Genomic DNA, 541 nt, shown 5'->3' with positions numbered 1-541 from the left:
TAGATTTTCTCATTCTATAATAGATGTAGGATTGATTATTTGTTTTCAGGTGGATAAAATGTAACTTAACTTTTTCTTCAGTTTTTGTTCGTATGACACCTATTTTACTTACCCAGATACCCTATTAGGTGTAACTGATTATTCCAGTGAAAATGTCTGAGTTATTAAGCTGCAACGGAATTTTTTCTTTACCACAAACAAAAGCAAGGCTCCAGGTGTGAATTGAAAAAAATTGATGGCGAATTTTTTCAAATCTTTTTTCCATTCTTTAAAGTCCTTAAGATCTCCATCGGCGATTCCCATACTGCGCATTGCAAAAACGCTCATATTATTGCAATTTTGGCAGTTGCCAAAATTCATGTGCCTTAAGGTTGATGACTTAATTACCATCGCATAGGATGGATTAGTATTGATTTTTATATTCAGTTTTTTCAATTCCTTGTTTAGTTTTGTACTTAAGCTTTCAAAATCAATTTTACTAAAGCAATCCAAATATTGTTTCTTGTAAAGTATTCTCCATTGTTCTACAAGTTCATCATGA

Annotated in this window: 1 protein-coding gene; it reads right to left on the bottom strand. The window is 31.6% G+C overall.

Features of this window, described 5'->3' with window-relative positions; genetic code table 11:
• Positions 1–138: 138 nt before the first annotated feature.
• The coding region (locus ACN1CN_RS22825) for a hypothetical protein (RefSeq protein WP_419138002.1) at positions 139–541 on the bottom strand (403 nt) is incomplete at its 5' end.

Origin of the sequence: Flavobacterium sp. T12S277, assembly GCF_048514875.1 — a bacterium.
GTDB lineage: Bacteria > Bacteroidota > Bacteroidia > Flavobacteriales > Flavobacteriaceae > Flavobacterium.
This window is presented reverse-complemented; position numbering and strand designations above follow the sequence as displayed.